Below are 24,717 nucleotides of genomic sequence, written 5' to 3' on the forward strand. Positions count from 1 at the left end.
GAGGGGCGAGCGAGGGGAGCGGACGAGAGGGGAGTGGGCGAGGGGCGAGGCGTGCTCGCCCACTCGTCTCCTGCGTCCATCGGACGCGCCGGGTGACGAACTCGAGTCAGCCGGAGGCCGGCTCGGTGCAGTCGTTCATGCACTCGTCGTCGTCGTTATCATTGCCGTCGTCGCACTCTTCTTCGCCGACGTGGACGACGCCGTCACCGCAGTAGGCTTCCTTGCAGTTGTTCAGGCACGCGTCGCCGTTGTCGGCGTCTTGATCATCGCACTCCTCGACGCCCTCCTGCACGTAGCCGTCGCCGCACACGGCCTCCTCACACTCGGGATAGGTGCAGGTGTCGGTGCTCAGCGTGTTGCCGTCGTCGCAGAATTCGTGGCCGGCCCAGATCACGCCGTCGCCGCACACGGCGTCGGTGCACATGTTGGTGCAGTCGTCGGTGTCGTCCCCGTTTTGGTCGTCGCAGTCCTCGTTGCCGGCCCAGATGATGCCGTCGCCGCAGGTCGCGTTGTCGCAGGTGTTGGTGCAGTCGTCGACGTTGATGTTGTTGCCGTCGTCGCACTCTTCCCAGCCCTCGCGGACGAAGCTGTCGCCACACACGGCGTTGTCGCAGGTGTTGATGCACCCGTCGGTGTTGTCGTCGTTGCCGTCGTCGCAGTCCTCGTTGCCGGCCCAGACGATGCCGTCGCCGCACACGGCGTTGGTGCACATGTTGGTGCAGGTGTCGCTGCTGTCGCCGTCGCCGTCGTCACACTCCTCGCCGGGCTGGACGAAGCCGTCGCCGCAGGTCGCCGCGGTGCAGGCGTTGGTGCAGCTGTCGTTGTTGTCGGCGTTGCCGTCGTCGCACTCTTCGTTGGGGTCATGGACCCCGTCGCCGCAGGTGGCCGACTTGCACTCGTTGGTGCAGTCGTCGTCGTTGACGTTGTTGCCGTCGTCGCAGCCCTCGCCGGGGCCGACGAAGCCGTCGCCGCACTTGGCCGCGATGCAGCCCTCGACGCAGGTGTCGTTGTTTTCGTTGTTGCCGTCGTCGCACTCCTCGACGCCGACGTAGACGATGCCGTCGCCGCAGATGGCCTCGTCGCACGAGCTCAGGCACGCGTCGCTGTCTTCGGTGTTGCCGTCGTCGCACTCCTCGTTGCCCTGCCACACGAAGCCGTCACCGCACTTGGCGACCATGCAGGTGTCGAGGCACACGTCGGTGTTGTCGGGGTTGGCGTCGTCGCACTCCTCGAGGCCCTCGTAGACGAAGCCGTCGCCGCAGGTGGCCTCGACGCAGGTGCTCAGGCACGCGTCGCTGTCGCTGGGGTTGCCGTCGTCGCACTCCTCGCCCTCGTCGAGCACGCCGTTGCCGCAGCTCGCGAGCTTGCACTCGTTGGAGCAGGCGTCGTCGTTGTTGTCGTTGCCGTCGTCGCAGCCCTCGCCGGGCCCGACGAAGCCGTCGCCGCAGGTGGCCAGCTTGCAGTTCTCGACGCAGGTGTCGTTGTTGTTGTCGTTGCCGTCGTCGCACTCCTCGCCCGGATCGGTGATGCCGTCGCCACAGCCCCCCGAGCCGCCGCCCGTGCACAGGCCGTCGACGCAGCTGAGCCCGTCGTTGCACACGCCCGCGGCGCAGGGGCAGCCCTCCTCACCTTCGGCGCACTCGCCACCGGTCCCGGCCGCGCCGAGGGAGTCGGACTCGGTGATGTTGGGACCACAGCTGCTGAGCGAGAGCGAGATACCGAGCAACAAGGGCCCGCAGGCTGCTGCCCAGGCATCTGCCGCGAGCCCCCGAAACGACGGGTGAAACGGACGGTAGACCATGGCTCGACCCTATCACCCACGGCATGGGGAATGAAGCGCGCGACCCTCGGAGGCCGGGAGATGGATCCGAGTTCACCAGCCGGCCCGAGGTCGCGAATGTCAGCTACGCAGAGACAACAAAGGAGTCAGGGAGGCGACGAAACGACTCCTCGCATGGCGCGCAGCGAGAGCGCGAGGGTCTCGGCCAGCTGGCCGACGAACACGCGCTCGTCGTCGTCGGTGATCTTGGTCGCGCTGTGGTTCATCAGCGTGTAGATCGTTGCGACGACGAAGGCGAGGTCGATCGGGTCGTGCGGGTCTTGACCGAGCAAACGCGCGACCAGAGGGTGGTTGCGATGCAGGGCGATGCCCGTCAGCCGGACCTCGGCGATCGTCGGTTCGTCGGTGTGGATCAGGTCGAGGTGGGCGAGGCGGAGCTCGTCGAGCAGGTCTTTGTGGCGCTCTCGGGCCCAGCGTAGCTGCTCGTGGACGGCGCCGAGCAGGCGCTCGCGTGGGGAGCTCGGCGCGGCTTGGGCCTCGGGCATGGCCACGGCCGCGGGGACGACGGCCTCGGCCGTCGGGGGTTGCGCGGATCGGGCTGGCTCGGCACGCGCGGTCGGCTCGGGGTCCGCGAGCGGTTTTGGTTCGGGTTCCGGCTCTGGTTCGGGTTCTGCTTCCGGGTCCGGGTCTGGGTCTGAAGCTGGGTTCAGCTCTCCGGGCGTACCGCCACGGGCTGCTAGCGCGTCGCGCAGGGTCGGGGGGACGACCTCGGACGCGAGCTGCCGGAGGAGCTTGACCCGCTTGCCGACATCTTTGAGCTCTTCGACCTCGCCGAGCGCAGACTCGAAGCAGAAGTTGACCCACGCCAGGTACTCGAGGCCGCGCTCATGGTCGGTCGTGGCCATCCCGGCGGCGCGCAGCTTGTTGGCCAGGTCGATGTAGAGGATCAGTATCTGGCGATGGAGGCTGCTGCGCTGGCGCGCGTCGAGGTCCAGCTCGTTGCTGCCGTGCACGAGGTTGGCGCCGTGAACGATCCCGGCGCAGGGCAGGGTGTCGAGCAGCGCGACGCGCTGGAGCTGGCGCCCGGCGCGGGCGAAGATCAGCTGAGGAGCTGCGCGCGTCGGCGTGAGCGGCGAGTAGTCGCGGGGGATCCACAGCTCGCACTCGAGGCCCCCGGCGATCTGGGCCTTGCGATCAACCAGCCTGGTGATGTGCGCTTCGGGCCGCTCGACCTTGGGCGCGCTGGCCAGCTTGGCGAGCTCGGTTAGCCGCGCCTCCCAGCCGCGGTCGAGCTCCTCGACCTTGGTGTGGCCGCGGAGGCAGGCGAGCTCGGCCTGATCGACGAGCAGGACCAGCTGCTTGAACAGGTCCCGCGCGGGCGCTCGCGGGCGCAGCTCGACCAGGACACCGACCGGGCGGCGACGCGATCGCGCGACGACCTCGTCGAGGCTGTAGGTCTTGCCCCACAGATCGCGAAAGCCCGAGATCTGGCGCGCGGCCGCGTAGGCTTGCTCGCGGATCCTTCGCCGGTCTTTGTCAGCTTCGTGGCTCAGGTGAGCGAGGACCAGCGGCCAGGCCTCGCGGCGAAATTCCTCGGGCCGCTCGTCCCACTCGTCGCACAGCTCGAGGACCAGGGCGGGGACGCTGCGCCGCAGCTGGCGGATGAGCCTGCGGTAGTGCTTGGTGTGTTGCTCGGGCTCGCCCTCGACGTCGAGCGGGAGCCGCTCGTCGATCACGATCGCGTCGACCGGGAGGTGCACGCGCGTGCTCGACTCGCGGCCGCTGTGGACCTCGCGCCCGGCGGTCCCGAGCACGAGGTCGAGGCCGGGCTCGGCGCGCACGCGCGAGAGGCCGATCTCGCCGCTGCGCTGGTCGCCGTGGACCTCGCGGATCACGAACACCCTGGCGGGGTCGAGGGTCGCCTCGGTCAGGGGCGGGCGCGCGCCGAGCTTGCCGAACACGTGGCGGTGGCGTAGGCGGGGGTGACCGTCGGCGATCGCGTCGCCGGTCAGCGCGCGCAGATCCTCGCGCTCGAGCTCGTCGGCCTTGACGATCTCCGGGTCCTTGACCTGCGCCCAGCTGGTGTCGCGGTCGACGAGCTCGAGCCGGCCGTGCTCGGCGAGGATCCCCTCGATCTTTTCGAGGCTGAGGCCGGCGCCCGAGACCGTGTCGAAGAGATCGAGGGTCCGAATCGCGTCGCGGATCGAGGGGTCGTCACGCTCGAGGCCGAGCACGGCGGCGCGGGTCAACAAGCGCGCGAGCCAGCGCTTGACGGAGGCGGTCTCGCCCTCGTAGGTGGCGCACAGCCTCTCGATGAGCTCGCGCGCGGCGTCGCGCAGGCGGTCGAGCACGCGGTCCCAGACCCGGTCGTGGTTCAAGCCCTGCCACGACTCGTCGGGCGTGAGCTCGGGCTGATCGATGACCGCGAGCAGCGGCCCGCAGCCGAGCTCGACCTCGACCTCGCACAGGAGGCGCCGGGCTCGAAACACGCGGACCGTGGTCGTCGCGAGGGCGTCGGCGTCGAGGTCCTCGAGCGCGGGGCCGAGCTCGCCGAAGGCTGGCAACACCAGGCCCTCGAAGTCGGGCTTGGTGTCCACGACCCAGCGTTCGGCTCGGGCTCCGGCGGACGAGAGCGCGAGCAGCAGCTGCGCGCGGACCTCGGCCGGGGACACGAGGGGCTGGTCGCGGTGGCGCAGCTCGTTGAGCACCGCCTCGGTGTCGAAGAGCTCGCAGCTGTCGGGCCCCCACAGCGCGCGGACGATCTTGCGGTCGCCGGGCCCGAGGATCACGACCTCCGGGGCGAGGATGCGGGGGTCCTTGGGGCGGCCTGGCAAGTAGCGGATGTGGCCGTGGGTGCGGTGGTGCGCGGCGATGTCTGCGAGCGAGAGCCGTGGCCCGTCGAGCTGCGCGAACAGAGCTTGGCCCGCGAGCGGCTCGTGGCTGTCGGCTGGGCCGAGGCGCGCCGGGCTCAGCTCGGGCAGGAGCTCGTCGGGGGGCAGGTAAAAGTCCGGGGTGAGGTCAGCCCCGGCCTTGCTCAGCAGCGCCACCTGCGAGCGCGGATCGAGCAGCCCGATCAGCCAGCGCTTGACCAGGCCGCGCCCGCTGGCCTCGTTGACCGTGCCCTGGCCGAGCTCGAGCAGCCGGGCGAGGGGCTCACGCAGGGCGGACAGGGCCCCGAGCAGCGCGCGGACGAAGGTCATGTCGCGGACCGCGTCGGTGTAGTCGTCGTTGGGCTCGAACTCGGCGTCGATGACCAGCCAGAGGTTGGGGATGCCGAGCTCGAGCTCGAGCCGCCCGAGCAGGTGGCGCTGCTTGTAGAGCATGACGTGGGCGGGGTGCTCGAGCTGCGGGGCGTCGAGGGTGTGGCAGTCGACGCCGACCTCTCCGGCCAGCTCGAGCTGCGGCACCGAGCGGATCGGGCCGCAGATGGCGAGCTCGAGGTGCGTGGGCAGGACCGGATCGCCCTCGCGCTCGAGCCAGGCCGCGCGCCCGATCGCGCGGCGTTGCTCGCGAGCGAGGAGCGAGTCGGCGTGGACGAGGTCGACCCCGAGCACGCGAGCGAGTCGCGGGGCCTCGTCCTCGCCCAGCATGACGACCGCAGACCCGGCGTCAGGGTCGAGGCCGCGGTAGGTGAGCGTGCCCCAGCGCGGGGTCTCGCCGGCCTCGACCTGGTCGACGAGATCGCGCAGGGACACGTCGCGGTTGGCGTCACGACAGTCCGGCCAGCTCAGCTCTTCGGCCAGCGCGAGGGCCTCGACGCTGTCGCGGAGCTCGTCGAGCTCGGTGTAGTCGAGCAGCTGCAGCCGGATCCAACCACCGACCTCGCGCTGGCGGGCCTCGTCACGGGCCTTCTTCCACAGCATCCAGCGCGCCCGCCGAACGTTGTCGACGATCCGCGCGAGCGCGTCGTCGCTGACGATCTTCGCCTGCGAGACGTCCTTGCGCAGCTGCTCGCCCTCGACGACCGCGAGCAGGTGGGTCCCGCACTCGGGCAGCGAGCGCGAGTCGATCCAGACCCCGTCCTTGACCAGGTGCAGCTGGGTGTAGTCGGCGTTGTCGGCCACGACCTTCATCGCCCCGACAAAGCCGGGACCCTCGACCCGGATCGCGCTCGCCTCCGTGTCGTCGATGACCAGGCCCCGGCTGATGCGCTTGCGATCGAGAAAGATCGCCGCGCTCGCGTAGCCGCAGCGCTGGCGCAGGTACTGCTCTTCGGCGAGCTGACCGGTGAGGTTCAAGAAGAAGTCGACGAACAGCCGCGGGCGCAGGCGCTGCTTGACGTGGAGCTCGGTCGTGGCCGCGCTGGCCTCGTGGACGCGGATCTCGTCGCGCTGGCCGGGGCGCATGTGAAGCTCGACCACGCCGCTGCGCAGGTGGATGTGCTTGGGCTTCATGCCCAGCGCGGCGTTGAGCGCGAGCGCGAGCTGGCGGACGCCGCGGACCTTGCGGCCGTGGCCTTTGGTGAACAGCGAGCCGTAGAGGTCGTCGATCTCGGCCTCGGTGAAGGGCGCGCCGTCGAAGCGCATGCGCATGTCGTCGGCGTCGATCTCGAACTCGATCGTCTCGGCCCCGCGCAGGACCGCGGCCTGGACCAGCTCGAGTACGTAGCGGCGCGGATCCGCCAGCTGGAACTTCTGCATCTTCGCCCGGGCCTGCTCGCGGTCGAGGGTGAACTGACCCTCGGAGTCCACGGCCCCGTCTGCGCGCAGGTCGTCGATCAGGTCATCGATCGCTGCCATCGGGCCTCCACGGCGTGACTCGCCAGTTTGTTGTCGCGCTCGGGGCCGAAGCCGACGTCGGCGCCGCCGCGCAGGTAGAACAGCTTGAGCAGCAAGTAGGCGGCGATCTCGGGCTCGACCCGGGCGACCTCGAGCAGGTGCGAGACCGTGGGGTGATCGGCGTTGAGGACCACGAGCCGCTTGGCGCCGAACCACCCGCTCGACAGCTGGCCGATGTCTTCGATCGCCGTGAGCTCGCCGAGCACGCGCTGGGTGATCGCGACGTGATCGGCGACCGGCGAGCGGGGGTACGCGAGGTGGGCGAGGGCGATGTCGGCGACCCGGGCGTCCTGGCGCTCGAGCAGCGCGAGGGTGGCGTCGCGCAGGGGCTGCCAGCGCTCGCGCTCGACGGTCGTGGCCGGGATCGCGGTGCACAGCGAGGTCACGGGCTTGGGCGCGCGCCCGCAGACCCGGGCGAGGAGCTCGGTGAGCACGCTGTCGTCGGGGCACAGCAAGACCGTGTCGCCGCGGGCGAGGAGCGCGGCGGTCACCGGGGAGGCGAGCGAGGCCGTCCAGCAGCGCTCGATGCGTTTGCGGACCCGGGCCAGGGACAGGAGCTCGGGCCCGCCCTCGGCCCGCAGCGCCGGGACGATCGGGCGCTCGAACACGAGCTCGGGCGGCTCGCCGTGGTCGTCGATCACGTTCAGCAGCCGCGCGCGGAGGAGCTCGAGCTCGCGCGCTTCACCGGGCTCGTCGGTCGCCGCCGCGGTCAGGCGCTCGAGCGTCGCAACCAGCTCTTCGACGAGTCGCGTCCGCGCGAGCCGACCGACGATGTTCATGGCCTTGACGAAGTTGTCGTCGCGGATCACGTCGTCGCGGGTCAGGGTGTGCTCGATGTAGCGTGAGTCGATCTTGAACGCGACGTGGGGCAGGCGATCGTCGCGCTCCTCGTGGAGCGTGAGCCCGCCGTGGTAGTAGCCGCGCAGAGCCTCGCGCTGGTCGACGTAGCCGAGCAGCAGCAGCGTGCCCTCTTCCTCGTGGCGGACGACGCAGCGGGCGTCAAGTTCGAAGGGGCGCGAGATCAGCTCGTCGTCGCAGCGGACCTCGACCCGCGCGTGCTTGCACCAATACTCGAGGATCTCGCGGGCTCGGGCGCGGGCCCGCTCGACCTCGGCCGGCGTCGCGTGCTTGTAGATCCGGATCGTCGTGCCCTCGGTCGGGTGCTCGAGCGCGATGCGCTGGAAGCTGCGGTCCTTGCGGAACAGCACGCGCCAGTACTCCCCGGTCCGTCCGGTGTCGACGCACACGAGGTCGGGCTCGATCGCGAAGACCGAGACGAAGCCGATGCCGAAGCGGCCGATCTTGGTGTAGTCGCCGTCCTTGGCCGACGAGAACAGCCGCGTGAGGCGGGTGTCGATGATCTGCCGATCCATGCCCGCGCCCGCGTCGACGACCTCGACGATCATCAGGCCGGGATCGTCACCGTTGGGATCGTCGGGGGGCTCGTGATCGATGCGAAGGTCGATCTCCGGGCTGCCCGCGTCGATCGCGTTTTGGATCAGCTCGCGCAAGAAGGACCATGGATCGGAGAACTGGTGGACGAGGGTCTCGAGGGCGTCGCCGACCTCGCTCGCCTCGTTCGGAGCGCCGCTCATCGTCGCCGATGATAGCCCACGCGAGCTGCGCGCGAGCTGCTCTCGTCCGTCGCGACTCGTCCTTTGTGGCTGACGACGCGACTCCAAAGGGGTCGCCGCTCCAATTTTTTTACCCCCCTCGCCGAGCTTCAGCGACAGGTCGACGGCGGAGCCTGAGCCCGCCGGCGGGCGGCCTGTTAGATTCTGGGCTCATGCGCCTGCCCTACGCGTCGGTGTCGGTCCTCGCCATGTTGTTGGTGCTCGGCTGCGAGCCCAAGCCGCAGCCGCAGCCGCCCGAGCCCGAGCCCGCGTCCGAGCAGGCGGTCTGTGCGGGCGCCGACGCCTTGACCGAGGTCTGGAGCCCGGTCCGCCGGACCGAGCTCGACGCGGCCCTCAACCAGGTCCCGGGCGAGTGGCCAAGGCAGGTGATCGAGACGATCGACGCCCGCGTGGCCGCGCGGGGCGAGGCCTGGCGGGGCACCTATGTTCGGGCCTGCGAGCAGCACGACCGCCGGACCCAGCGTTGCCTCGACGCGCAGCTGTGGGAGCTCGACGCCATGGTCGCGCTCGCGACCGACGACCCGGCCTGGGCCGCGTCCGTGTGGGCCGAGCTCGACGCGATCCTCCGCGACACCGAGGCCTGCGAGGGGCGGCAGGAGCCGAGCTTCGACGCGCCCGCGCTCCCGCGCTCCGTCGGTCGGAGGTGGCGGGCGCTGCAGCTGCTGCTCAACACCTCGTCACAGGCGGCGGTGACCGAGACCTTGCGCGACATCGAGGCCAACGAGACCGTCCGCGAGACCCCGGCCTACGCCCTGCCGCTCGCGGCGATCCGGGCCGTCGAGGCGCTCAACGAGGGCAAGCTCGACGAGGCCGCCGCCGCCCTCGACCAGGCCGAGGCCCTCGCCGCGACGCTCGGCGCCCGCGCGCAGGTGTCCGTGGCCCACATCCGCGCGGTCATGGCCTGGACCAAAGGAGAGGTCGAGGCCGGCGTGCAAGCGGTCGAGCAAGCGGTCGAGGCCGCGCGCGAGCAGGAGGACCCGTGGCTGGTGTTCACGGCGCTGCGCAACCTCGGGCGGGTCAAGATTCAGCTCGGCGATCACGTCGGCGCGGTCGGACCCCTGACCGAGGCCGTGTCGCTGTCGACGCGGCTCGCCGGGCCCGAGAACCCGCACACCGCCGAGGTCCAGACCAGCCTCGCCGAGGCCCAGCTCGGGCTCGGGCAGGTCGAGGCCGCCTACGATCTGCTGACCCAGGCGCGCGACAGCTTCGTCAACACCCTCGGCCCCGACCACCCCCAGACCCTCGCGGCGGTCGAGGCGATCGGCCGGCTGTTCGTCGTGGCCGGGCGGCCCGGCGACGCGCTCTCGGCCTACATGGATCTGCTCGAGGTCTACGGCGAGCTCTACGGCCCCAAGGACTGGCGCACGGCCCAGGTCAAGCTCGAGCTCGGCGACCTGCTGATGGCCATGGATCAGCACGACGGCGCGTGGAGGATGTACACGGAGGCCCTCACGCCCCTCGTGCAGGGCCTGGGCCCGGCTCACCGGATGTCGATCCGGGCGATGATCCACCTCGGGATCGCCGAGTTCGCCCTCGGCAACCTCGACCAGGCCGAGGTCCTGTGCACGCGCGGCAGCGACCTGGTCAAGGCGCTGCCCGAGGCCGACCCGCTCCACGCCGAGGTCGAGATGTGCGTCTCGCAGCTGGCCAAGGCCCGCAAGCCCGGCAGTCGCTGACAGCCGCGGGGGTTCAAATGAGCCCACCGAGCGACCGGCCGCTACGGCCGTGCGTGGCCGAGTTGCTGACGCCCGCGGGGGTCAAATGAGCCCCCTTTAGGGGGCCACGTGGACCACGGCGAAGCTCATACCAGCCCACCGAGCGAGGAGCGACCGGCCGTGCGTCGCCGAGTTGCTGACGCCTGTGGGGGGTCAAGAACAGCCGGCCCAGGCAAGGCTCGCGAGGCACTCGTCGGCCTTGAACTTGCCGCGCTCGTCGCGGGTGATCTTCGCGGCCGCGACCTTCGGATCGTGGGTGAAGAAGGCCCAGCCGCGCTCCGCGATCACGCGCTCGAGCATCGCCTGCTTCTCGTCGATCAGCAGCTCCGGGTAGCGGTCGTAGCCCATGGTGATCGGCAGGTGGACCCAGGGGACCCCGGGGATCAGGTCGCCCATGAAGGTCACCGGGCCGCGCGGGCTCTCGACGCGGGTCAGCATCAGCCCGGGCGTGTGGCCGTGGCTGTAGGTGAAGGAGAAGCGCGGACCGAGCGTGGTCGAGCGCTCACCGTCGACGAGCTCGACGCGGCCCGTGCCCTCGAGCAGCTCGCACAGACCCGGGATGAAGCTCGCGCGGTCGCGGGGGTGGGGGGCGAGGGCCCGGTCCCAGGCCTGCTGGCCGATCACGTAGGCCGCGTTGGGAAACGCCAGCTCGAGCGCGCCGCCGGTCTCGTCCCACGACCTGAGCAGGCCCCCCGCGTGGTCGAAGTGCAGGTGCGAGAGCACGACCACGTCGATGTCTTCGGGTGCCAGCTCGAGCGCGGCCAGCGAGCGCAGGAGCACGTGCTCGGCCTCCTGGACCCCGTAGCGCTCGCGCAGCTTGGGCTCGAAGAAGGCCCCGATCCCCGTCTCGAGCAAGACGGTGCGCCCGCCGTCGCGGACCAGCAGCGAGCGACACGCGAGGTCGATGCGGTGGCGGTCGTCGGCCGGCGCCCACCGCTCCCAGACCGCCCGTGGGCAGTTGCCGAACATCGATCCGCCGTCGAGCTTTTGGGTGTTGCCTTCGACCGAGTGCAGCTGCATGGCGGCGGCATAGCACGAAAGGGGAACCACGCGGACCACGCTTGCCGTCGCGGCGGGTGGCGCCTACCCTCGGGTGCTCCCCAGTCGCGCCGCTGGAATCAAGACCGTGACCGAATCCACCAACATCCAAGTCGGTATCCTGATGGGCAGCGAGTCGGACTGGCCGACCATGCAGCACGCAGCTCTGATCCTCGACGAGCTCGGCGTCGCCAACGAAGCGCGCGTGCTCTCGGCCCACCGCAGCCCCCACGCCGCGGCCGAGTACGCCGAGTCGGCCGCCGGGCGCGGCCTCCAGGTCATCATCTGCGCCGCAGGTGGCGCCGCGCACCTCGGCGGAGTCATCGCCGCGCACACCCACCTGCCCGTGCTCGGGGTCCCGATGAAGGGCTGGTCGACCGACGGCCTCGACGCGCTGCTGTCGACGGTCCAGATGCCCTCGGGCATCCCGGTCGGGACCCTTGCGATCGGCAAGGCCGGGGCCAGGAACGCCGCGCTCCTGGCCGTCTCGATCATGAGCCTGTCCAACGAGGACCTGCGCGGGCGCTACCTCGCCTACCGCGAGGCCCAGACCCGCAGCGTGCTCGAGACCGAGCTGCCCCCGGCTGGCTCCGCCTGAGACCCCGCATGGTCGCGTTCACCCCGGTCTTCATCCTCGCCATCATCTTCGGGTCCATCACGATCTGGCGGAAGATGGCCATCGCTCACAAAGAGCGGATGGCCAGCATCGAGCGCGGCCAGGGCCCGGACGACCCAAAGATGCTCGCGGCCGCGAGCGAGCGCGAGGCCGTCACCCGCGAGCTCGAGCAGCGGGTCCGACACCTCGAGACGATCGTCTGCAGCGTCGACTTCGAGCTCAACGCCAAGATCAACCGCCTGGCCTCACACCAGCTCCAGCTCGGCGACGCCGCGACCAGGGCGCTCGCGCCGACGCCGAGCGGGGGCTCGTCCGGGGCCACGACCAAGGCCCGGCCCAACCAGCTGTTCTCGCTCGAGCCCGGCCAGCGCCTCGCCGAGCGCTTCGTGATCCAGCGGGCGCTCGGGACCGGGGGCATGGGCGCGGTCTACCTCGCCAACGACGAGCGCCTCGGCGAGCAGGTCGCGCTCAAGATCATGCACGGCATGGCCCTGCTCGACCCCTCGGCCAGCGATCGTCTCCGCCGAGAGGCCAGCGCCGCGCGCCGGATCAGCCACCCCAACGTCGTCAAGATCTACGACGTCGGTGAAGATCAGGGCCACCTGTTCTTGTCGATGGAGTACGTCGACGGGCAGTCGCTCAAGGAGCTGATCAGCCGCTACTCGGTGCTCCCGCTCGAGCGCGTGCGGGCCTACCTTCAGGAGATCTGCGCGGGCCTGGCTGCGGCCCACGCCCAGGGCGTGATCCACCGCGATCTCAAGCCCGGCAACGTGATCGTGACCCCCGATCAGCGGGTCAAGATCATCGACTTTGGCCTCGCGCGGATCGCCAACCTCGAGGGCATGACCGCGACCGGGATGCTGCTCGGCACACCGGAGTACATGGCGCCCGAGCAGATCAAGGGCGGCAACCTCGACGGTCGGACCGACATCTACGCCCTCGGGGCCCTGGCCTACCACGCGATCACCGGGCGCCCGCCCTTCACCGGGGACACCCCGATCGCCGTGAGCCTGGCCCAGGCGACCGAGGCGCCGATCGAGCCCAGCCGCCTCCGGCCCGGGCTCGAGCCGCAGTGGGACGCGTTCGTGCTCAAGGCGCTGAGCAAGGCCAAAGAGGCGCGCTTCGAGACGGCCGAGGTCATGCGCGAGGCCGTGCCGCGCTCTGGTTGAGCTCGCAAGCACGAAGACACCACCTCGCCGCGGCGCGGCAGGTCATCGCCGTGCTGGTCCGGCGGCCTCAAAGCCGCCGTTGAGCTCTTCGGTCAAGACTTGCCTGAGCTGTTCCGCAGGCAGCGCACCCGAGGCGAGCCGGCCGTTGATCAGGAACCCGGGGGCCCCGCGTACGCCCAGCGCCCGACAGGTCTCGTAGTCGGAGGCGATTCGCTTGGCGGTCTTCTCGGCCGCGAAGTCCTTCTCGAAGCGCTGCACGTCGAGGCCGAGCTCGCCCGCGACAGCGGAGAGCTCCGCGGGCAGGCGCCGCTCGCGATTGTCGAACAAGAAGTCATGCATCTCCCAGAACTTGCCCTGGTTGCCGGCTGCGACCGCGGCCCGATGGGCGGCTTCGGCGTTGGGGTGGATCGGGAGCGGGTAGTTGAGAAAGTAGATCGCGATGCGATCGCCAAACTCGGGCGCGATCTTGGTCAGTGTCGTCTGCGCGACCTCGCAAGCGTCGCAGTCGAAGTCGACACACTCCACGATACGCACCTCGGCCGCCCCGTCGTCGCCCCGCGTCGGGAGCCCCTCGACGGAGACCTCGCGCCGAAAGTGATCGGCCGGCGGTGGCACGAGCTCGGCGACGGTCCGGGGGTAGGCGCTCAGCTGCTCGTAGTAGGGGTGCTCTGCGTCCGGGTGCTCGCGGCGAAAGGCCTCGGCCACGACGCGCTCCTCGTCGACAGCCGCGACGATGGCCTCGACCGTGGCGTCGATGCTCAGGTAGCGCCCGTTGACGAAGTAGCCCGGGGTACGGTCGAGCCCGAGCGAGGTCGCGGTGAGCTCGTCTCGCGCCAGCTTGGCGGTGACCGGCCCGGAGTCGAGCTGCGCGCGGAGCTCGGCGGCGTCGAGTCCGGCGGCCGCGGCGGCCGCGAGGGCGGCGGCCTCGGGCTTGCTCGTGTCGGTCTGGGCCAGGGCCTCGAACCACGGCCAGAATTTGTCGTGGCTGAGCGCGACCAGGCCCGCGCGGGCGAGGACCTGGCGCTTGGCGTCCCTGGCGACCACGTGGCGAAACACGACGCGAAGGTCGGGCGCTCGCTCGCGGACCGCGGCGAGGGTCGCCCCGAGCTGCGCGGGGCCTTGGCCGGGCGCGGGGCTCGAGAGATCCATGAACGCGATCAGGGTCACGAGCGCGTCGTCGCGACCTGTCGCCGCCGAGCCGTCGACGAACACGGCGTAGTGCTCGTCCGCCTGGGGGTTGCGGGTCTGGGCCTGGTCGTCTGGCGCAGGCGCGGCCGCGCTCGGCTCGACCCAGCTGGCCCTGGCGTAGCGCATGTAGTGGTCGTAGAGCTCGGCCTGGTCTGCGCCAGCCTCGAGCACGCGCTCGGCGAGGGCGAGCTCTTCGTCGATGAGCGCGCTGAGCTCGTCGAGCGAGGGGACCGAGGGGATCGCTCGGCCGTTGACGAAGGCGAAGGGCGGCGCGTTGACGCCGACGCGCGCGGCCTCGCTGCGTTCGCGCTCGAGCTGGCTCCTCAGCTCGGGGCTGCTGCGATCCTCGCGGAATTTGTTCATGTCGGGTACGCCGACGGCCTCGGCGTAGGCGTCGAGCTCGGCGTCGGACAGGCGCGTGCGGTACTTGAACAGGCGCGCGCGATAGGCCTTGCCCTTGCCCTGGGCCTCGGCCGCGAGCGCGGCAGCCCCCGCCGCCATCGCGCGGGAGTGTCCGGGCAGCGGAAACTGCTTGAACACGACTCGGATCTCGTCGGGGTGCTGGGCGGCGATGTGATCAATCGTGTCCGACAGCTTCTTGCAGTACTTACATTCGAAGTCCACGTATTCGACGATCGTCACCTTGGCGCCATCGGGCGCGCCATACGCAATCGCGCTATCGTCATACTCGGCGGGCAAGCGCTCGCCCGTGATCACCGCCTGTGGATTGGCGGCGGCCACCCGCTCGGGTCGCGCGTCAGCTTCGGCGCCAGCGTCCGCCGGCCTCGGCGGGTCCGCGCAGGCAACGAGGAGCCCGAGCGCGGCGCAGGCGCTCAGCACGATTTTGTTCGCGGATGGTTTGAGAGTCATGGTCGAGGTGCTGCTCGAGGCTGCATGAAGAACAGGCCGGGGGACAACCCCGGCCTGTTCACGCCGAATTCGAAGCGAGGCTAGCAGCCCGGGGTGCTAGCAGCCCGGGCTGCTAGGGTGCTTCGCAGGCGGTCAGGCGGCTGTAGGTGCCCGAGGTCGCGTTGTTCCAGTACGTGCAGTTGGCGTCGACCTGACAACCGAGGCAGGGGCCGGTGTAGTAGTTGCTCTGACCGTTGTGGAAGTGCCACGCGTTGTCGCTGCCCGCGCTGCAGTCCATCTCGTTCGCGCAGCACTCCAGGTTGGAATTACCGCACATCGTCGCGTGGTCGTACAGGTCGCGGTAGGTGGCGATGACGTCTTCGCAGTACCCGTCGTTCAGCCAGTTTTGGTAGGTGACCTGGCTCCAGCCCATGCAGCTGTCACAGACCGTCGCGCTGTTGTCGGCTTGGGTGCAGGTCAGGCGGATGCAGCGGCCGCCCTCGGTGAGGCAGCCCTCTTCCGCGAAGCAGTTGTTGCCGCATGGCGGCGCCGTGCAGTCGTTGGCGCAGCCGTCGTCGTCGATGTCGTTGCCGTCGTCGCACTCTTCCATCATGTCGACGTTGCCGTCGCCGCAGTAGGCTGCGAGCGCCTGGCAGTCCATCTCGCAGCCGCCGTACATGCCGTCGTTGACGCCGTCGTCGCAGGCCTCGTTGCCCTCCCAGACGTAGGCGTCGCCGCAGCTCGCGGCGGCGCAGTCGGCGGTGCAGTCGTCGGTGGAGACGTCGTTGCCGTCGTCACACTCCTCGTTGCCCTCCCAGATGATCCCGTCACCGCAGGTCGCGGCCACGCAGTCGGTGGTGCAGTCGTCGGTGGAGATGTCGTTGCCGTCGTCGCACTCCTCGACGCCCGCTTGGACCGCGCCGTCGCCACAGACCGCGCTCGTGCACGCGTTGGTGCACTCGTCGCCATCCTCTGGGTTGCCGTCGTCGCACTCCTCGTTGCCCTCCCAGATGATCCCGTCACCGCAGGTGGCGAGGAGGCAGGAGCTCAGGCACTCGTCGGTGTCGTCGGGGTTGCCGTCGTCGCACTCCTCGTCACCGTTGACCACGCCGTCACCGCAGACCCCGCCGGTGTCGCCGTCCCCGGTGTCGCCGTCTCCGTCTCCGGTGTCGCCGTCCCCGTCTCCGGTGTCGCCGTCCCCGTCCCCGGTGTCGCCGTCGCCGTCGCCAGGGTCGCCGTCGCCGTCGCCAGGGTCGCCGTCGCCGTCTCCGGAGTCGCCGTCGCCGTCGCCGGAGGTCTCGTTGAAGGTGTCGCCGGTAGCGACGTCGTCGCCGGAACACCCGGCCAACGCCAGCGGTGCCGCCAAGCCTGCGACGAAAAGTAGTGTATTGAATCGGAGCGCGCGCATCTGCGCTCAGTGTTGCGGGCGAAAATGCGGAATGTCAACTCGCGTTTTCGAGCTTTCGCGATGGATAGGTGTGGTCAGCACAGTCACCGGCTGCCGACAATGCGAATTGTGCTGGGCGCGCAGGTCGGGGCCGCGGATGGGAAGGATCCCACCCCGGGGCACGTGGTGCTAGCCGACCTCGGGCACTCGTGCCGACGCGCTCAGGTCGGGGCGGGCTTGCGGACGTTGGGCCGGACGCCGCGAGGATCCCGGCCCGGCGCCTGGCTCACTCGTTTGCGCTGGCGCGCTTTGGGTTCGCGCCTGCGCCCGCGCATGTTGCTGATCGCCCACGGCTCGGGTCGGCGCGAGATCGACAACAAGACGCCGATCGAGGCCATCGAGACCAACAAGCTCGAGCCGCCGTAGCTGACGAAGGGCAAGGTGATGCCCTTGGCCGGCATGACCGAGAGCACGACGGCCATGTTGATCAGCGCCTGCATCCCAAACAGGGCCGAGAGCCCGATCGCTAGATAGGTCCCGAAGCGGTCCTGGGCCTGGCGCGCGACGACGAGCCCGCGCCAGACCAGCAGCGCGAACAGCCCGATCACGGCGAAGATCCCGACCACGCCCAGCTCCTCGCCGATCGTGGCCAAAATGAAATCGGTATGGTTCTCGGGCAAGAAGCCCAGCTTCTGGCGCCCGTTGCCAAGCCCGAGCCCAAAGGGCCCGCCCGAGCCGATAGCGATCAGGCCCTGCTCGACCTGGTAGTCGTCGCCCGACAAGAAGCTCTCGACCCGCTCGCGTCGGTAGCCGACGTTGACGATCTGCGACCAGGCCAGCGGGGCCGCGACCATGATCGCCGCGAGCACCCAACTCGCCCGAGTCCCGGCGACGTAGAGCAGGATCAGGCTGAGGCTGCCGAGCAGGACCGTGGTCCCGAGGTCCTTCTCCATCAAGACCAAGAGCATCGTCCCGCACGCGGCGATCATCGGCGGCAAGAAGCCGGTCTTGAAGCTGCGGATCTGCTCGCCGCGCCGGGCCAGGGTCGCGGCCAGGAACACGGCGAGGGCGATCTTGGCGACCTCCGAGGGCTGCATGTGGACCGGCCCGAGGTCGATCCAGCGGCGCGCGCCGTTGATGTCCTCGGACACGAACAAGACCAGGATCAAGAGGAAGGCCGCGAAGCCCATCAGGTGCGGGGCGAAGCGGCGAAGCACGCGGTAGTCGACGCGGCTGACCGTCAGCATCACGCCGATGCCGAGCGCGAAGAAGACCGCCTGGCGGCGCAGGAAGTACTCCCACGAGCCCGCGGTCCGGCTGCCGAGCCATCCGCTGGAGCTGTAGACCATGACCAGGCCGACGCAGCCGAGCGCGAGGGCCGCGAAGAAGAGCCACGGATCCATGGCTTGATCGACGCCACCCCGCCGCCCGCGACGATCGCTCGCGGGGGACTGGGCCGGCTTTGGCGGTGCCTTCGTGGCGGTCTCCGACACTGTGCCGACCGAAGCACGGTTCGCGCGAGCATCCAAAAAAGCGGCGCTCGGCGGGGGGCGGGGGGCCGTTCGTGTGGTCGCGCTTGGTTGTGCGAGGGGGGAGCGCGCACGGATCCACGCGCGGCGGGCTATGGTCGGCGCCATGAACTGCCGATGCCCCGTGTTCTTCACGACGATCGCCCTGGTCTTGGCCGTGGGCCCGAGCTGCACGAGCGGCTCCGGCGATGGCGCCGGGGACAGCGAGACCGTTGGAGACGGTGACGGAGACGGAGACGGTGACTCGGGCGACGGGGACGGCGACAGCGGAGACGGTGACGGCGACTCGGGCGACGGCGACGGCGACAGTGGCGACGGAGACTCGGGCGACGGCGACGGCGACTCGGGCGACGGCGACGGCGACCTGCCCGCGTGCGCGGGCTACTTCCCGGCCGACGCGGTCTGGTGCCAGGACATCACCGACGCCGCGACCACGGCAGACTCGGACACCATCGCCGCCTGGCTCGAGCAGGCCGGGTGGGGCAACAACGACAAGTTCCAGATCGACTTCTCGCTCGAGGTGCTCGAGGCCGACGCCGACACCCCGCGCCGCAGCTTCGAGGCGACGGGCGCCTTTTATACGCCCGACTGTGACTACGTCGAGATGCCCGTGCCCGAGGTCGGCGCGATCGAGGGGGAGGCCGGCTACGAGTGCGTCAGCGACGGCGACTGCCACCTGATCGTCGCCGCCCGCGACGAGAACCTGCTCTACGAGATGTGGCGCGCCAACATCATCGGTGGGCCTGGGGGCGAGTTCTTCGGGGGCTGCCTCGCGGTCTGGGACATGAGCGTGGTCTACGGCGACGAGGGGCGCGGGCAGGGCTGCACCAGCGCCGACGCGGCCGGGTTCCCGATCGCGCCGCTCTTGTTCACCGCCGACGAGGTCGCGAGCGGATCGATCGATCACGCGATCCGCTTTATCTTGCCCAACGCCCACATTCGTGAGCTCATCTACTCGCCGCCCGCGACCCACAGCACGGGCGCGACCTCGGGGCCGGTCGAGGCGCCGCCCTACGGCGTCCACCTGCGCCTGCGCGGCGACTATCCGATCGACGATCTGCCGAGCGAGGGGGCCAAGGTGGTCGCCCGGGCCCTGCAGCAGTACGGCATGTTCCTCGCTGATGGCGGACAGATCGCGCTGACCGGGCAAAGCGATCGCTTCACGGACAACAAGTGGGACGGGCTGCTCGCGCCGCAGGATCTCGTCGCGCTGCGGCCGATCGACTTCGACGTGATCGACCACGGCGCGCTGCTCGACTGGGGCGAGCAAAGCTGCGAGCGCGTGCCGCTGGGGACTCCGCCCTGAGCCGCCTGTTGGTGTCGGCGCGGGCCCAGTCGGGCAGGATCTCGGGGCGGGTGGCGGCCTCGGGATGTTCAAGCTCCGCTGGCAGCAGCGGCAACAGTGGGCTCTAATTCCGCCGGAAGCGTTCGTGCTCGAGCAGGCCCGGGGCTGATGGTGAGCACCCCGATGTGCGTGCCGACCCGCGCCGGATGACTTGGGGCCGAATTCCGTCGGGTCCAAGGCGGCGAGCTCTGGGCACTTTCGCTCATTGTCGACGTCGACGCGTGGGTTCAGGCTGCGACTCATGCACGAACGCGAGCTCGCCCTGCTCGGGGTCGTGGTCATGGGGTCTGCCCGCCGGGCTCGACGCCGTCAACGTCCTTCGTCGATGTTCATATCGTGAGCGTGGGCGTGGCGTTGCTGCTGGTCGGGTCCGGCCTGCGCATGGCATTCAGGCGCGGAACCTCGCGCTCGGGTGATCCCGACGAGTGAATGAAGATCTTGCGCGGCCAATTAAGGTGATTGATCCGGGAATTGCCATAGAAATAATGAGATGCGTGGGGACATTTTATCGGCTTTCACGATCCTGCTGTTCGCGGCTGGGATCGGATGTACCGAGGACTTCACGGCGGTTGGCGAAGACGAGACGCTGAGTGCCGAAACGACCGATGATGGAGATGGAGATGGAGACGATGACGATGACGAAGACGAAGGAGAAGGAGAAGGAAATGGAGATGGAGATGGAGATGGAGATGGAGATGGAGATGGAGATGGAGATGGAGATGGAGATGGAGATGGAGACAGCGATGGAGATGGAGATGCCGATGGAGACAGCGATGGAGACGGCGATGGAGACGGCGACGGAGACGGCGACGGCGAGCCCGCCCCAGTCTGCGGAGACGGCGTCGTCGACGGCGACGAGCAGTGCGACGACGGAAACGAGTTCGACACCGACGATTGCACGACCCTGTGCCTGAGCGCGGCCTGCGGCGACGGTTTCATCCAGATGGATGTCGAGCTTTGCGATGACGGCAACCTCGACGACAGCGACGCCTGCACCTCGAAGTGCGTGCCGGCGACCTGCGGCGATGGATACGTTCAGATCGGCGTCGAGGCTTGCGACGACGGCAACGAGATCGACAACGACGAGTGCTCCAACAGCTGCGAGCTGGTCACCGAGGTCACCTGCGACGACATCTATACGACCATGCCGGTCTGGGGCGAAAACGCCGAGGGCGTGGATCTGCGGCCCTACACGGGCAGCCAGCTCCACTACATCGGCTGCGCGACCGACGGCTGCGACCCGGGCGAGTTCTACTGCGACTACGACGAGGTCGCGCACACCTTGCAGTTTGGAACCTCGGTGGACCAGGTCTTGCGCGCGATGGTCGACCCCAACGACGCGAGCGGCGACACCATGCCCAATAACTACACGGGCTGCTGCAACGGACCGCTGGGCATGTGCAACGCCCCCGACAGCGTCAACAACGGGGTCGAGATCGACATGGTCCAGGCGCTGTGCGCCGCGCTCGGCTACTCGAGCGGGACGATCGTGCGCGAGGTCGCCAGCAATGGCTGCCCCGAAGCCCACGCGATCACCCAAGACGGACTCCAGTGGGGCTCGGACTTCGACAACAGTCAGGGCCACGGGGCCGAGTACCTGTGCGAGCAGCTCTGAGGCGGTCGGTGGGCTCGTCTGAGCCCGGGCGCGAGACGTAGCTTTTGCGCTCGACCCGAGTCGCCGAGACTGCACGGGCTCGGTCCGCGGCGCTATGCTCGACCCCAACCATGGCGCTCGACAGACGGACACTGCGTTGGAACGGCTGGGGCTCGCACGACGAGGCCTTCGAGTTTGGCGAGCACGCCGACGCGGTCTGGGCCTGGCTGCGGGCCGAGCTCGGGCTCGACGCGTTTAACCTGCGCCCGGCGGCCACGCTCGACTCGCTCGCGTTGCCCGAGCCGACCCTCGACGCCGACGCCCGCGCGGCGCTCGAGCGGATCGTCGGACATCAGTGGGTTCGCGGCGACCGCTACGAGCGGGCCTTCCACGCCCGCGGCCAGAGCTATCACGACCTCCTGCTCCTGCGCGCGGGCGATGTTGCGACCGCCCCGGATCTGGTCATCTATCCCCGCGCCGAGCAGGTCCAGGCCGTGCTCGCGTGGGCCGACACGGCCGGGGTCGCGGTCGTGCCTTACGGCGGCGGCTCGAGCGTGGTCGGGGGAGTCTCGGGCGATCCGGCCTCCGGGCGAGAGGGCCTCGTGACCCTCGACACCACTCGCATGAACCGGCTGCTCGAGCTCGACGAGGCCTCGCACACGGCGACCTTCGAGGCCGGGATCTACGGCCCGGAGCTCGAGGAGCGGCTCGGGGCCCGGGGCTTCACCCTTGGCCACTACCCGCAGTCCTTCGAATTCTCGACCCTCGGCGGCTGGATCGCGGCCCGTGGCGCGGGCCAGCAGTCGGGGCGCTACGGCAAGGCCGAGCACTGGCTCGTCGGGGCCAAGCTCGCCACGCCCACGGGCGTCCTGCGGACTGGCTCGTTCCCGGCCTCGGCGGCCGGGCCCGACTTCAACCACCTCGTGGCAGGCAGCGAGGGCGCGCTCGGGGTCATCACCGAGGCCACCGTCAAGCTCCACCGGGCGCCGAGCGTCCACGACTACCGCGGGTGCCTGTTCCCCGACTTCGCCCACGGGCTCGAGGCCGTGCGCGCGCTCGTTCAGGCCGAGGTTCCGGTCGCGACCGTGCGCCTCTCGGACCCATCAGAGACCAGCTTCTTCGCCGAGTTCACCCGGGCTCGCAAGCCGCCGAGCACCACCCGTCGCGTCGCCGGAAAGGCGCTCGAGGCCATGGGCTACGCCGCGCAGCGCTGCGTGTTGATCGTCGGCCACGAGGGCGAGCGCGGCGCGGTCGAGGTCGCCCACGCCCGGACCAACGCGATCGTCCGCCGCAACCGCGGGATCCCGCTCGGGCGTGGCGCGGGTCAGTCCTGGTACAGCGATCGCTTCGCGCTGCCCTACATCCGCGACCCGCTGCTCGACCGCGGCGTGGCCGTGGACACGCTCGAGACCTCGACGGCGTGGTCGAACATTCGCCGGCTCCACAAGGCCGTGTGTGAGGCGATCGCGAGCGCCGCGAACGAGACCCTGCGCGGCGGGGAGCGGGCCATGGTCATGGCCCACGTGTCGCACGCGTACCTTGATGGGGCGTCGCTGTACTTCACGATCGTGTTTCCGCAGGCCGGGGTCGGGAGCGAGCTGCGGCAGTGGCAGGGGATCAAAAACGCGGCCTGCGAGGCGATCATCGGGCATGGCGGGACGATCAGTCACCACCACGGGGTCGGGAGTGATCATCGGCCGTGGCTCGCGGCCGAGAAGGGCGAGCTCGGGGTTCGGCTGCTCGAGGCGATCAAGGGCGAACTCGACCCGAAGGGGATCATGAACCCGGGCAAGCTCGTTTGAGCTCGGCGTCAGGCGCTGGTGGGCCAACACCGCAGGACCGGTTCGTCCAGGTCTCGGCGCGGGCTTGGATTCGCCCCCTTAACGGGGCTCGCCTCCAGCCGATGCTCGATCCAATGCACCGCCAAGCCAAAAAATGAACAATCCGACAGGTCATGAGTGTCCAGTGGTTCTGGAGCTATGAATAGTAAGTCGTTTGGCTATGGGACATGCCGGGCTTCGCGGTCGACTTGTTCGCCGAAGAACCATTCGACTTCGCGGCGGTCTACACGCGGGGCGTACGGGTCCCGCTGCGAGGGGTGACGGCCTCCGTCATCGGACTCGATGATCTGATTGAGATGAAGCGAGCGGCTGGCCGTGCTCGCGACCTCGATGATCTGCTACACTTGCAGACCCTGGCGGGCTTTGGCGATGATAGCGACGAAGACTGAGCGTGAGTCAGACGAGTGGGGCTGGGAGAGTCACCGCGTCGCTCAGCTGCGGGCTGCACTGTGCATGAGCCCGGCAGAGCGCCTCGCATGGCTCGAGCGGACCAACGCGTCGATGCGTGAGTTGCTTGGCCTCGCCCGGTCGGCTGGGTTGTCAATGACCGAGCCCCAGTGAGCTGACCGCCGGCGCGAGACCGGGCCGGCCCCGGCGGGCAACCCCAAGCTGGTAGCGATCGACGGTTTCTCCCAGCTGAGGCGAGCACCGCCGAGCCTCTCTCGATCGGGGCGCGCGGCGGCGCTGTTGCGATCAATCAGTCGCCCGCTCGCTCGCGTCCGCGCGGCGGCCGATCAGCGCCCCGACGCCAGCCCACAGCCCCGCGAGCGGGGCCGCAAGCAGCGCGATTCCCCCGAGCCCGAGCCCGAGCGCCTTGCACCCCGCGAACGCCCAGCCGGTCAGCGCGTCGCCGCCCCGGTAGACCACGGTGTCGATCAAGCTCTTGGCTCGATAGCGCTGCGAGCGATCGACGCTCGTGTACAGGACCTCCCGGGCCGGCCTCGACAGGGCGTAGTTCCCGGCCCGGCGCAGGATCTGAAACCCGACCAGGACCGCGAGCACAGGCGCGAGCGCGAGGCCGACGAAGCCCAGGGCGCACAGCAAGGGCAGGACCGCGAGCGACCAGCCGAGCCCGATCCGCCGGATCAAGCGCCCGGTCAGCAAGGTCTGGGCGAGCAAGGACAGCAAGTTGACGCTCAGATCGATGCCCGCGAACACGGCCGTGCGCGTGGCGTCGTCGGTGAAGCTCAGCGCGACGATCTGGGCCTGAATGAAGTACAGGACCGTCGAGCTCATGGTCAGCAAGAGCACGTAGGCGCAGATGCCCAGGAGCGTGGGCGAGCGCAGGAGCTCGGGGATCGCCGCGAAGGGGCTGCCGCCGACCGGGGCGCCCTCGGCTTCGTTGTTGGGGGTCCTTGGGTCGCGCGGGGGCAGCCGCCGCATCGCAGCCAGCGAGAGCTCGAGCAGCGCGGCCCCGACCAGCGGCAGCAAGCTCGGGCTCAGCCACAGTGAGAGCGCGCCGCCGATCGTCGGTCCCGCGATCGCGCCGATCGAGCCGCCGACGCTGATCAGCCCGAACAGTCGGCGCGCGTCGCTGCCCGAGAACAGATCCGCCATCACCGACCAAAACAGCGAGATCACGAACAGGTTGAACACGGAGGTCCACACGAAGAAGACCCGCGCCGTCCACAATTGCACCGCCTCGCTGCCGCCGCCGATGAAGCCCTGCATCAGCGCGAAGAACACCAGCAGGTTGAGGCTGAAGAAGCGATGGACGAGCGGGACCAGGCGCGCGCGACCGCAGCGCGCGACCGCGAAGCCGTAGACCGGGACCGCGGCGAGCATGACCAGGAAGGTCACCGTGAACAGCCAGTGAAGATCCTCGACCCCGCCAGCCACGGCCATCGCGTCGCGGAGGGGTCGCAGGGTGTAGTTGGTGGTCAGCAGGCAGCAAAACCACAGCGCGGCGAGGACCACCCGCGGGCCCTCTCCCGGGCGAAGATCCGCGATCCGCCGCAGCAGCACGAAGCTCGGACCCGCCCGGTGCCGGGGAAGTTGCGGCGGCGCTCAGCTTCGATCCCGAGGTGTTTCACGAAGTTCCGAAACTTTCGACTCTCATGGCCGAGGACCTCGAGTGCGCGAGCCTGCGCTCGGCGTCCTGGTCACGAGCGACTGCGGGAGCTCCTCGCCCGAGGAGCTCCGCGAGCTCAATCGTTCCGCCGACGCCGTGATGGCCGCGCTGCGTGACATCGCGAGGCGCGGATCGTCCTTGGGCTGCAGCCCTCCGCGGGGCTGGATCTGGTGGTGAGGCCGC

Annotated in this window: 16 protein-coding genes; 8 read left to right on the plus strand and 8 right to left on the minus strand. The window is 69.8% G+C overall.

Going from position 1 to position 24,717, the window contains the following annotated elements; all coding sequences use genetic code 11:
- Positions 1-106 precede the first annotated feature (106 nt).
- The 3 genes from ENSA5_RS23620 to ENSA5_RS23630 form a co-directional block, all read right to left on the minus strand.
- Positions 107-1,801, minus strand: a complete 1,695-nt coding sequence (locus ENSA5_RS23620) for a DUF4215 domain-containing protein (protein ID WP_106393953.1) — start codon at positions 1,799-1,801, stop codon at positions 107-109.
- Between the two features lie 125 nt (positions 1,802-1,926).
- Complete coding sequence (locus ENSA5_RS38940) at positions 1,927-6,519, minus strand: hypothetical protein (RefSeq protein ID WP_219906846.1); 4,593 nt, start codon at positions 6,517-6,519, stop codon at positions 1,927-1,929.
- Positions 6,498-8,153: an ATP-binding protein gene (locus tag ENSA5_RS23630; protein ID WP_106393954.1), complete on the minus strand. Its 1,656-nt coding sequence runs from the start codon at positions 8,151-8,153 to the stop codon at positions 6,498-6,500. Before ENSA5_RS23630 ends, ENSA5_RS38940 begins: the two co-directional genes overlap by 22 nt.
- Positions 8,154-8,344: 191 nt before the next feature.
- Between ENSA5_RS23630 and ENSA5_RS23635 the strand changes: the two genes are divergently transcribed.
- On the plus strand, positions 8,345-9,868 hold the full coding sequence (locus ENSA5_RS23635; RefSeq protein ID WP_106393955.1) for a tetratricopeptide repeat protein: 1,524 nt from the start codon (positions 8,345-8,347) through the stop codon (positions 9,866-9,868).
- Between the two features lie 192 nt (positions 9,869-10,060).
- Here the strand turns inward: ENSA5_RS23635 and ENSA5_RS23640 are convergent, their stop codons facing one another.
- Positions 10,061-10,927 (minus strand): MBL fold metallo-hydrolase, encoded by an 867-nt coding sequence (locus ENSA5_RS23640; protein WP_106393956.1) that lies wholly within the window; start codon positions 10,925-10,927, stop codon positions 10,061-10,063.
- A 106-nt stretch (positions 10,928-11,033) separates the two neighbouring features.
- Here ENSA5_RS23640 and purE point away from each other — a divergent pair, with 106 nt between their 5' ends.
- Together purE and ENSA5_RS23650 are read left to right on the plus strand one after the other, a co-directional pair.
- Entirely contained in the window at positions 11,034-11,543 is a 510-nt protein-coding gene (gene purE / locus ENSA5_RS23645; RefSeq protein WP_258182994.1) for a 5-(carboxyamino)imidazole ribonucleotide mutase, read from the plus strand.
- 8 nt (positions 11,544-11,551) lie between these two features.
- A complete protein-coding gene (locus ENSA5_RS23650; RefSeq protein ID WP_106393957.1) occupies positions 11,552-12,730 on the plus strand; it encodes a serine/threonine-protein kinase in 1,179 nt (392 codons plus the stop codon).
- Positions 12,731-12,772: 42 nt separating this feature from the next.
- Here ENSA5_RS23650 and ENSA5_RS23655 read toward each other — a convergent pair whose 3' ends face one another.
- The 3 genes from ENSA5_RS23655 to ftsW form a co-directional block, all read right to left on the minus strand.
- Entirely contained in the window at positions 12,773-14,788 is a 2,016-nt protein-coding gene (locus ENSA5_RS23655) for a DsbA family protein (RefSeq protein ID WP_106393958.1), read from the minus strand.
- 112 nt (positions 14,789-14,900) lie between these two features.
- Positions 14,901-16,133, minus strand: coding sequence for a DUF4215 domain-containing protein (locus ENSA5_RS23660; RefSeq protein WP_181198068.1), 1,233 nt, complete (start codon positions 16,131-16,133; stop codon positions 14,901-14,903).
- 242 nt (positions 16,134-16,375) lie between these two features.
- A complete protein-coding gene (gene ftsW / locus ENSA5_RS23670) occupies positions 16,376-17,557 on the minus strand; it encodes a putative lipid II flippase FtsW (protein ID WP_181198069.1) in 1,182 nt (393 codons plus the stop codon).
- Positions 17,558-17,789: 232 nt separating this feature from the next.
- On the opposite strand from ftsW, the gene ENSA5_RS23675 reads away from it, so the two are divergent.
- The 4 genes from ENSA5_RS23675 (at position 17,790) to ENSA5_RS23690 (ending at position 22,852) form a co-directional block, all read left to right on the plus strand.
- Entirely contained in the window at positions 17,790-18,989 is a 1,200-nt protein-coding gene (locus tag ENSA5_RS23675) for a hypothetical protein (protein WP_106393961.1), read from the plus strand.
- 529 nt (positions 18,990-19,518) lie between these two features.
- Entirely contained in the window at positions 19,519-20,643 is a 1,125-nt protein-coding gene (locus tag ENSA5_RS23680; RefSeq protein WP_106393962.1) for a DUF4215 domain-containing protein, read from the plus strand.
- Positions 20,644-20,753: 110 nt separating this feature from the next.
- A complete protein-coding gene (locus tag ENSA5_RS23685) occupies positions 20,754-22,424 on the plus strand; it encodes an FAD-binding oxidoreductase (RefSeq protein ID WP_106393963.1) in 1,671 nt (556 codons plus the stop codon).
- 206 nt (positions 22,425-22,630) lie between these two features.
- Entirely contained in the window at positions 22,631-22,852 is a 222-nt protein-coding gene (locus ENSA5_RS23690) for a hypothetical protein (RefSeq protein ID WP_106393964.1), read from the plus strand.
- A gap of 304 nt (positions 22,853-23,156) precedes the next feature.
- Here the strand turns inward: ENSA5_RS23690 and ENSA5_RS23695 are convergent, their stop codons facing one another.
- Positions 23,157-24,428: an NTP/NDP exchange transporter gene (locus ENSA5_RS23695; protein ID WP_181198070.1), complete on the minus strand. Its 1,272-nt coding sequence runs from the start codon at positions 24,426-24,428 to the stop codon at positions 23,157-23,159.
- Positions 24,429-24,537: 109 nt separating this feature from the next.
- Between ENSA5_RS23695 and ENSA5_RS38135 the strand changes: the two genes are divergently transcribed.
- Complete coding sequence (locus ENSA5_RS38135; RefSeq protein WP_181198071.1) at positions 24,538-24,711, plus strand: hypothetical protein; 174 nt, start codon at positions 24,538-24,540, stop codon at positions 24,709-24,711.
- The last annotated feature ends 6 nt before the right edge of the window (positions 24,712-24,717 follow it).

Source organism: Enhygromyxa salina, from assembly GCF_002994615.1.
GTDB lineage: Bacteria > Myxococcota_A > Polyangia > Nannocystales > Nannocystaceae > Plesiocystis > Plesiocystis salina_A.

What these genes read in the sequence shown, in the direction of transcription:
- ENSA5_RS23640 (WP_106393956.1), bottom strand. Translation starts at nt 10,927, where the DNA reads ATGCAGCTGCACTCGGTCGAAGGCAACACCCAAAAGCTCGACGGCGGA.
- ENSA5_RS23675 (WP_106393961.1), top strand. Translation starts at nt 17,790, where the DNA reads ATGAACTGCCGATGCCCCGTGTTCTTCACGACGATCGCCCTGGTCTTG.
- ENSA5_RS23690 (WP_106393964.1), top strand. Translation starts at nt 22,631, where the DNA reads ATGCCGGGCTTCGCGGTCGACTTGTTCGCCGAAGAACCATTCGACTTC.
- ENSA5_RS23680 (WP_106393962.1), top strand. Translation starts at nt 19,519, where the DNA reads ATGCGTGGGGACATTTTATCGGCTTTCACGATCCTGCTGTTCGCGGCT.
- ENSA5_RS23635 (WP_106393955.1), top strand. Translation starts at nt 8,345, where the DNA reads ATGCGCCTGCCCTACGCGTCGGTGTCGGTCCTCGCCATGTTGTTGGTG.
- ENSA5_RS23655 (WP_106393958.1), bottom strand. Translation starts at nt 14,788, where the DNA reads ATGACTCTCAAACCATCCGCGAACAAAATCGTGCTGAGCGCCTGCGCC.
- ftsW (WP_181198069.1), bottom strand. Translation starts at nt 17,557, where the DNA reads ATGGATCCGTGGCTCTTCTTCGCGGCCCTCGCGCTCGGCTGCGTCGGC.
- ENSA5_RS23685 (WP_106393963.1), top strand. Translation starts at nt 20,754, where the DNA reads ATGGCGCTCGACAGACGGACACTGCGTTGGAACGGCTGGGGCTCGCAC.
- ENSA5_RS38940 (WP_219906846.1), bottom strand. Translation starts at nt 6,519, where the DNA reads ATGGCAGCGATCGATGACCTGATCGACGACCTGCGCGCAGACGGGGCC.
- ENSA5_RS23650 (WP_106393957.1), top strand. Translation starts at nt 11,552, where the DNA reads ATGGTCGCGTTCACCCCGGTCTTCATCCTCGCCATCATCTTCGGGTCC.
- ENSA5_RS23620 (WP_106393953.1), bottom strand. Translation starts at nt 1,801, where the DNA reads ATGGTCTACCGTCCGTTTCACCCGTCGTTTCGGGGGCTCGCGGCAGAT.
- ENSA5_RS23630 (WP_106393954.1), bottom strand. Translation starts at nt 8,153, where the DNA reads ATGAGCGGCGCTCCGAACGAGGCGAGCGAGGTCGGCGACGCCCTCGAG.